This window comes from Colwellia sp. (genome assembly GCF_013215345.1).
Lineage (GTDB): Bacteria > Pseudomonadota > Gammaproteobacteria > Enterobacterales > Alteromonadaceae > Colwellia.
The window spans coordinates 1-8,250 of the sequence record NZ_JABSOV010000146.1 but is presented as its reverse complement, the minus strand read 5'-3'; the positions used below and the strand labels follow the sequence as shown (position 1 = coordinate 8,250).

The window sequence follows — 8,250 nt, the reverse complement described above, 5'->3', positions numbered from 1 at the left end:
GCCTCGTTAACCGACGAGCAGCAGGCCATTTTATTTTTTGGTACTTTATTATTAGCGGAATTAAAATATTCTCCAGCGTTAGAAAAGTGTTTACAGCTATTTGCACGTAATGATACGTTTTTAACACCCCTTGAAGCGGTATTTGGCGATGCGCTTACTGAATTAACTCCGACCTTATTTTATAATGTGGTCGATGGTAATACACAAGCATTGTGTAATTATATTGTTGATGGTCATCAAGCTATGTATTGCAAAGCATCGGCTATTGAAGCTGTATTTGCTCAGTACGAAGCGGGTATTATTGATGAATTCGTATTAAGTGCCCATGTAACTCGATGGATAACTGTATTTTCGGCTTTACCGAGTTCAACCAATAGCTTTTTAATTAGCGCATTAGCCGATTCTTGCATTGAATATCAACTTGATAATTTCAAATCTCAGTTTGTTGTATTAGGTGATAAAAATGTATTTGATGAAGACCGCTTTAAATATGACGAAGTAAAAGCATGGCATAGGGCTGATGCACGTAAGTTGATTGAGTCTGGCATAATTCAAACAGACTTTAATGTTGTTGATACCTTAAGTGCTTGGGCTGATGATGACTCAGAAGATGAAGAGCTCGATAGTCTTGTAAATGAAGATTTTGATGGTTTTGATTCGTTAATGGGTGAAGGCGGTTTGTTGGCGAATATGCTTTACGACGAAAATACAATTTTAGAGAACAGTGTGCCCGTTAGTTCGTTACCTACGGCTGGCCGCAATGAACCTTGTCCGTGTGGCAGTGGCAAGAAATATAAGAAGTGTTGTTTAAGGTAGGTCTGTAAGCTGGAATAGCTCATTGAGCTTTATCAGTGAGGCAGCTAAATAATCAAAACTATATAGTCAAAAATATGTCTCAAACCTAGCCCGTAAGGGGAATAATATCCTTATGGGAAAATATATAAATAAAATCCGCTAATTGAGAGAACAGCGGATTTTTGCTAAACCCCTGCAAGTTTTTTGAATAAGCGCTATAACAGTCATCTAAAGCGGAATAAACCCTATAAATGAAAATCTATTTACTTACCCATGAACGTGAATTGCATAGAGCAACTAATACTGGCGCTCTTGCTTTAGATGATTCTAATGAAATTGTTGAACGTATACTTTGGGAAAGAGTAAACCCTAATAAAGACCTTGTTAGATTAATAGAAAATAATGAGGCGGTATTATTATATTCGAAGGGTGTGTTATCAGCGGCACTGTCACTGGCAATAACACCGGAAACGTCATCGCCAGTATCAAAAGTACTTTCATCTACAAGAATTGAAGACTATAAAAACATTATTATAATTGATAGCACATGGCAGGAAGCCAACAAAATCTTCAACCACAGTGCTTATTTAAAAAATTCTCCACAGTTCACCTTGAAAATGACCAATGATTCTTTATACAAACTTAGGGCAAATCAACCTAAAGGGGGTCTATGCACCATCGAATGTATAATCGAAGTCTTAAGACTTAAAGGGCAGAATAAAATGGCAGCAGACTTATCATTAAAATTTGCCCAATTTAATGGCTAAAAATTGAATAAATACAAAGATAAGCAATATTGCTGAATAAGCTCAGTAATCCCAGTATAATTGCGGCATATTATCAAAGGTATTTAAAATCTAGAATGGCAGAGCAAAAAAGTAACCCCGAACTAACCATCACGCAAGTTCCCCTCATTGAAGACAATATTCCTGTTTCAACTCTTCCTGATTCAATAAAGCCAGAGTCGCTATTACCTGAGTCAGCAAAGCCAGATTCAATGAACAAGGGTACACTGGTTACTCAAGCTGTTACTCATCAAAGCAGTGATAAAATAGATGGATCCTCGCCTAAAATTGTCCTTGCTACGCTTAACGCTAGATTTTTTCATACCAGTTTTGGTTTACGTTATCTTTACGCTAACTTAAAAGAGTTACAGCAATATTGTGAAATAAAAGAGTTTATTATCCAAACTCGCGCTCTTGATATCGTAGAACAAATATTAGCATCGAAACCCGACATTGTCGGTTTCGGTGTCTATATCTGGAACATCGTTGAAACAACTGCGGTTGTTAACTTATTGAAAGTGATAGCTCCAGAAATTAAAGTTATTCTAGGTGGGCCAGAAGTCAGTTATGAAACGGAACACCAAGCGATTGTCGATTGTGCTGATTATGTATTGACCGGCCCGGCCGATGTAAGTTTTTATCAACTGTGTAAAGACATACTCAATAACACACCACCGGATAAAAAAATCCTAAGTTCAAAGCCCGTCGCGTTAGAAGACATAGCATTACCTTATGAGTATTATACCGACGAAGATTTAAAGCACCGTCTGCTCTACGTTGAAGCATCGCGTGGTTGTCCCTTTAAATGTGAATTTTGCTTATCGTCTTTAGACAAAACATCCACGCCATTTGAGTTAACAGTATTTCTTGAACAAATGGAAATCCTCTATCAACGTGGTGCGAGAAACTTTAAATTTATCGATAGAACCTTCAATTTAAATATTAAAACCACCATGCAAATTATGCAGTTTTTCTTAGATAGAATGACTGACGATCTTTATCTGCATTTTGAAGTGGTACCCGACCATCTACCGAGAAAGTTAAAAGAGTTGTTGGCTCAGTTTCCTGAGGGAAGTTTACAATTCGAAATAGGCATTCAAACCTTTAATGTTGAAGTACAAAAGAATATTAGCCGTAAACAAAATAACGCCAAATCAAAAGAGAATTTAATCTGGCTAAAAGATAATACAAATGCCCATATTCATGCGGACCTTATTTTTGGTTTACCCGGCGAAACCTTTGAAACATTTAAAGATAGCTTCAACCAACTCTATCATTGTCGTCCTCATGAAATTCAAATGGGGATTTTGAAACGTTTGAAGGGTAGCCCGATAATAAGGCACACCGAAGCGTTTGACTTGCGGTTTAATCCTTTACCACCCTTTGATATTTTAAGTACTGACAGAGTTAGTTTTACTACTATGCAGCGTATTAACCGCTTTGCCCGTTACTGGGACATGATGGGTAATTCAGGGCGTTTTAAACACGTATTACCGCATATGTTGTCTGATGAGCCATTTGATGATTTTATGGCAATTACCGAGTGGATTTTTAACAAAACAGGTCAAATACATAAAATTAACCTGAAGAAATTATTTGAGCTGATTTCTCAAGCAGTAGAAGCGCTATTCCCTGAAAAACATCAAATTGTTATTGAAAAAATTGAAATTGACTATAATGCCGCGAAATTGAAAAGCTTGTTTAGTGGACTCAATCTCTATGCCGTTGCTCAGGTGAAAACCGTAAGTAAAAATAAAGCATTAAAGCGCCAGCAACAACATATGAGCTAAGCGCTATTTAATTATTTTTCGGGGGAATTACCAGTCTACCTCGTGCCCACGTTCATTGCATTGCTCCCGCCACACGCCAAGAAACCGCAACTTTAACGAGTCGCGGTTTTTTTGTCTTAAATTTAGTGATGGAAATAGATAGAGGTTATGGAATTGCTATAGGGCAATATTGTCTAAAAAATACTAACGATCTACACTTAATGTAACTTTGAAAAGAGAACGTTCCACTATGCCGACACTTACTGAACGACTTAGCAAATACAAAAACTCCTTTGCCAAATCAGTTTCCGCAGAAGTACTTGAAATTTTAAGTCGGAATATTTCTCTGCTGCAAAAACATCAAGTGAGGGCTACTAAACTCGGTGTTGGTAGTTCAATTGAAGATGGCCTGATTTATGGGAGTAAAGGTAATGAGGTTGAATTAGATAGTTTATTGTCACAAGCACCACTAATTATTACTTTTGTTAGAGGAGCCTGGTGTCCTTATTGTATGTTAGAGCTCCAACAATGGAATAAATTTATTAAATCGATTCCTCAGCCGATAAATTTTATCGCCGTGTCTGGTGAATTATCTACTCTGTCGGACCAGGCTATAGAAGATAATAAGCTTGGTTTTCCTATCTGGGAGGATAAAAATTATCGCTTAGCAAGTAAATTTGGTCTCACCTATCAAGTAGACCCTGAGATGAAAGCACTCATGTTAAAGTGGGGCATCGACCTCTCACTGCGAACATTTAGTGGTGATTTTGTTCTGCCAATTCCAGCGACCTATATTATTGATAAGAATCATAAGATTCGATACGCCTTTTTAGAAGAGGATTACACTGAACGAGCAGAGCCACAAGACGTGTATGATGAATATAAAAAACTCATTTAATCAAAAGGATGAGTACTCGATGTAGCTTATTGTCATCCTAAAGGTGTAATTGATAACCGCTTTAACCGTCACATTTTAAAAGACCGCGACTATTACAAATCGCGGTCTTTTGTCTTTAGTGACTTTAAAACTACTGAATTAGCTTAATGAAGCTCTTTTTATATCTATCGGGGCTTTCCTGTGACCATCAATAAACTCCCGTTTTAAGTTAATAGCTTTACTCAAACGCTAAGACTAACCCTAACGCAACGGCTAAGCAGGTTCTTGCAATCGCCCAGTGACAAGTTACAACAGAGAACAGGAAAATATCGCAATAACCATTAACACCCGTAAATAGTTTTGTTTTACCATAACGGCTATTAGTAATTACCGCTAAAGAAAATAGAGTATCGATGCGAATTAGACATATTGAAGTATTTAACGCCATTTACAGCATAGGCTCAGTCTCGGGTGCTGCTCGGTATTTAAATATTACCCAACCAACGGCCAGTAAAGTGTTAAAAAATGCTGAGCACTACCTTGGTTATCTCTTGTTTATTCGTGTCGATGGTAAGCTGATTCCGACACCTGAAGCCGAAATTCTCTATAAAAAAACCGCTGAAATTAATAGTCAGCTTATTGAATTAAGACAACTGTCTGAAAACCTGAAAAAGACCGGCACCGGAAAAATTAAAATTGCTGCTATACCTGCCATAGGTCTAGAGTTTTTACCGCGCGCAATGCAAGCATATCAACAACTACATGCTGATGTGCAGTTTGAAATTCAGCTCTACCAAAGCCAAGACGTAGTGAAAGCCTTGTTTGCACACGAAAAAGATATCGGTATTATTTTCGCTGGCGAGTCTTATCCTGGCACAACACAATCCAAATTAACCCAAGGACAATGTGTTTGTGTTTGCGCGCAAGATATTTTTAGCGATAAAGTTACAGTCACAATGGCAGATATCGCCAATCAAAAAATAATCAGTATGGAAAATAGTGGTCCGCTTGAACATATATTTCACCATGAACTGGCCAATGAAGCTCTGGCAAATAATTCAGCCAATATAACCGCGCAAACCTATTTAGTAGCCAAAAACCTGGCTGCTTTAGGCTCTGGTGTGGCGGTTATGGATGAGTTTTCTGCGCGTACTACCTCCTATGGTGCTGTCTCTATCAAGCCAGTAGTACCACCACTTCACTATCAAGTGATAGCGGTGACCTTAGAGCAAACGTCATTATCTGTAGATGCCGAGCGCTTTGTTCGTTTTCTTGCTAAATTTCTAGAAGAACAAACCATAGCAGCACAAAGCTCAATTGACTGTGCTTAATGCCTGAGGGCTTAATACCTAGGCCTTTAATACCAGCTAACTTGAGTCCATGCAGTGAGTGTCTTCGATAAAATAAGCCGGCTATAGCGCTGGCCTTCAGTGATTATTTTCTAACTTTACTGAAAGGGGCCGTTTTATTGAGAGTGGCTAAACTTATTTAGGTGCGGTACAAAACTTTAATAATATGCCAGCCAAATTTAGTTTTGATTAAATGTGGTGTTAGGATCTCACCATTAAAGGCAACTTTATCAAATTGATGCACCATAGTTCCTTTAGCAAATTCACCTAAATTACCGCCTTTTTTACCTGTGGGGCAGGTGGAATGTTTCTTGGCTAAGGTTTGAAACTTAGCGCCTTTTTCTAGCTGTTTAAGTAAATCTTCAGCCTGTTCTTTATGCTTCACTAAAATGTGAAGTGCTGCTGCGGTACGAGCCATATGCCAACGTCTTTGTTATAACTATATGTGGTTATTTTACCCTGTTAAGCATTGTATTTCAGCAAAAGGTTAATCCGCTTGTGCAAAATAACAGGGGTTACTGCTCTCTATTCGTATATTTCTTTGGTAATAGTTTTGGCAATGTTTTCTGGCAATAGGCTCAGACCATAGCTTTATGGCATACCGACCATATTCTTTTCATAACCCTGCTTAACTACAAGTAGCATAAGATAACGGCATTGAATTAATCAGCTGTTTACTAGTGGGTATTTATTATGAAATTTAGTCCTCCTTATTTATTATATCTTGGTGATGCCAACAAACCTTTAGCGATCAAAACCTCTCGAGGTATTGCACAATGGCGACCGGAACTTTGTTTAGGTGAATACGCACATGCTGGAAACCCATTAACCTTAGGCTTAGCAAAATTAACGCCCAAAGAAGCTAAAAGCTTAGGAGCAAAAACCTTTGTTGTTGGCTTGGCTAACAGTGGCGGTATTATTGAAACTAACTGGATTGATGACATTGTTGACGCCCTTGAGCAAGGCTTAGACGTTGCCTGTGGCTTGCACAAGAAATTAACCGATGTTCCTCGAATTTATGCTGCGGCAAAATTACATGGCTGCCAACTGTTTGACCTACGCCATCAAATTCCAGATATCGCAGTTGGTACTGGCAGTAAACGCAGTGGCAAACGTATTTTAACCGTTGGTACTGATTGCTCTGTCGGCAAAATGTATACCTCTTTAGCCATAGAGCGGGAAATGCACTTACAAGACTTTGATGTCAGCTTTAAAGCCACGGGCCAAAGCGGCTTACTACTTGCCAATAATGGTATTTGTATCGACGCTGTGGTTGCTGATTTTATTTCCGGTGCTGTAGAGTTAATTTCCCCGGCGGCGGATGATAATCACTGGGATATTATTGAAGGCCAAGGCTCTATGTTCAATCCATCCTGTGCAGGCGTTAGTATGGGTTTGCTACATGGTGCGCAAGCCGATTATTTAGTCATGTGTCATGAAGCCGGGCGTAATAATATTAAAGATATCCCAGACTATAATGTTCCTGATTTGGTTAGCTGTATTGAACTTAACCTTAGTGTTGCCCGTTTAACGAACCCTAAGGTGAAACTTGCCGGAATTTCACTTAACTGTCGCGTGGTGGGTAAAGAGCAGGGTAGAGCCTTGATTAAAGAACTTGAACAAGAATTTAATGTGCCTTGTTTTGATCCCTTAATAACGGGCTGCGAAAATTTTGTCACTCAGTTAAAATCCGTTGATCTTGGGTAAACGACTATGAGTAAACTTAGCCTGACGGTTACTCGAGAAATATGGCCACTAGCAAAACCTTTTGTTATTGCTCGGGGCAGTCGTGTTGAAACTGAAGTGATAAAAGTCACAATTTCTCAGGGTGTCTTATTCGGTCTTGGTGAATGTGTACCAACGCCGCGTTTTGGTGAAAGTGTTAGTGGCGTTATCGATGCTATTGAGTCTATACGTGGCAAACTGATAACATTTAGTGGTGAGCTAAGTCAATGCCGTCAGCAGTTGCAACATTGGCTCCCCGCTGGCGCGGCTAGAAATGCTCTTGATTGTGCTCTGTGGGACTTAGCTGCTAAAGCCGAGCAAACAAGTGTTGCTCAACTATTAAGTTTTATCGAGCCAAAAAATATCACCACAGTACAAACCATCAGTATCGACAGCCCGGAAAATATGGGCAAAGCGGCAGCCTTGCTGAAAAACTTACCGCTGTTAAAAATAAAATTGAATGAAGAATTGGTACTTGAGCGATTAAATGCGGTACATGAAAATGCCCCCAAGGCCAAGTTACTGATTGATGCCAATGAAAGCTGGGATATCGTACTGCTTGAACAAGTGGCTAATTCGATAAAACATTTACCCATTGTCTTAATAGAGCAACCTCTCAAAGCTAATCAAGATGAAGTATTAAAAGGTAAAAGCTTTGCTGTGCCTATTGGCGCCGATGAATCATGCCACACTTGTAGCGATATACCTTATCTCGCCCAGCGTTATGATGTTATTAACATTAAACTGGATAAATGTGGCGGATTAACCGAAGGCATACAAATGGCCAAGTTGGCAAAAAGTAATGGCTTGCAAGTCATGGTTGGCTGTATGGTAGGTACTTCGTTATCTATGGCGCCAGGCTTAATTTTGGCGACTCAAGCTAGTTATGTTGATTTAGATGCACCTCTGCTTATTAAGGTAGATAGACCTTTCGGTTTACAGATAAATAA

Annotated in this window: 8 protein-coding genes; 7 read left to right on the top strand and 1 reads right to left on the bottom strand. The window is 39.0% G+C overall.

The window, feature by feature from the left end; all coding sequences use genetic code 11:
* From HRT50_RS16325 to HRT50_RS16305, 5 genes are all read left to right on the top strand, one after another.
* Positions 1 to 816, top strand: an 816-nt coding sequence (locus HRT50_RS16325; protein WP_291616417.1) for an SEC-C metal-binding domain-containing protein, incomplete at its 5' end; no start/stop codon positions are given.
* A 230-nt stretch (positions 817 to 1,046) separates the two neighbouring features.
* Complete coding sequence (locus HRT50_RS16320; protein WP_291616415.1) at positions 1,047 to 1,562, top strand: tRNA-uridine aminocarboxypropyltransferase; 516 nt, start codon at positions 1,047 to 1,049, stop codon at positions 1,560 to 1,562.
* A 95-nt stretch (positions 1,563 to 1,657) separates the two neighbouring features.
* A complete protein-coding gene (locus tag HRT50_RS16315; RefSeq protein WP_291616413.1) occupies positions 1,658 to 3,370 on the top strand; it encodes a B12-binding domain-containing radical SAM protein in 1,713 nt (570 codons plus the stop codon).
* Between the two features lie 229 nt (positions 3,371 to 3,599).
* Positions 3,600 to 4,247 (top strand): redoxin domain-containing protein, encoded by a 648-nt coding sequence (locus HRT50_RS16310; RefSeq protein ID WP_291616411.1) that lies wholly within the window; start codon positions 3,600 to 3,602, stop codon positions 4,245 to 4,247.
* A 392-nt stretch (positions 4,248 to 4,639) separates the two neighbouring features.
* Positions 4,640 to 5,557: a LysR family transcriptional regulator gene (locus HRT50_RS16305; RefSeq protein ID WP_291616409.1), complete on the top strand. Its 918-nt coding sequence runs from the start codon at positions 4,640 to 4,642 to the stop codon at positions 5,555 to 5,557.
* Between the two features lie 157 nt (positions 5,558 to 5,714).
* Here HRT50_RS16305 and HRT50_RS16300 read toward each other — a convergent pair whose 3' ends face one another.
* Positions 5,715 to 5,993, bottom strand: a complete 279-nt coding sequence (locus HRT50_RS16300; RefSeq protein ID WP_291616408.1) for a peptidylprolyl isomerase — start codon at positions 5,991 to 5,993, stop codon at positions 5,715 to 5,717.
* A gap of 275 nt (positions 5,994 to 6,268) precedes the next feature.
* Between HRT50_RS16300 and HRT50_RS16295 the strand changes: the two genes are divergently transcribed.
* The gene (locus tag HRT50_RS16295; protein ID WP_291616407.1) at positions 6,269 to 7,282 is read left to right on the top strand and encodes a DUF1611 domain-containing protein; all 1,014 of its coding nucleotides are present in this window, start codon (positions 6,269 to 6,271) and stop codon (positions 7,280 to 7,282) included.
* A 6-nt stretch (positions 7,283 to 7,288) separates the two neighbouring features.
* Positions 7,289 to 8,250, top strand: a 962-nt coding sequence (dgcA, locus tag HRT50_RS16290) for an N-acetyl-D-Glu racemase DgcA (RefSeq protein ID WP_291616405.1), incomplete at its 3' end; no start/stop codon positions are given.

What these genes read in the sequence shown, in the direction of transcription:
- HRT50_RS16320 (WP_291616415.1), top strand. Translation starts at nt 1,047, where the DNA reads ATGAAAATCTATTTACTTACCCATGAACGTGAATTGCATAGAGCAACT.
- HRT50_RS16315 (WP_291616413.1), top strand. Translation starts at nt 1,658, where the DNA reads ATGGCAGAGCAAAAAAGTAACCCCGAACTAACCATCACGCAAGTTCCC.
- HRT50_RS16310 (WP_291616411.1), top strand. Translation starts at nt 3,600, where the DNA reads ATGCCGACACTTACTGAACGACTTAGCAAATACAAAAACTCCTTTGCC.
- HRT50_RS16305 (WP_291616409.1), top strand. Translation starts at nt 4,640, where the DNA reads ATGCGAATTAGACATATTGAAGTATTTAACGCCATTTACAGCATAGGC.
- HRT50_RS16300 (WP_291616408.1), bottom strand. Translation starts at nt 5,993, where the DNA reads ATGGCTCGTACCGCAGCAGCACTTCACATTTTAGTGAAGCATAAAGAA.
- HRT50_RS16295 (WP_291616407.1), top strand. Translation starts at nt 6,269, where the DNA reads ATGAAATTTAGTCCTCCTTATTTATTATATCTTGGTGATGCCAACAAA.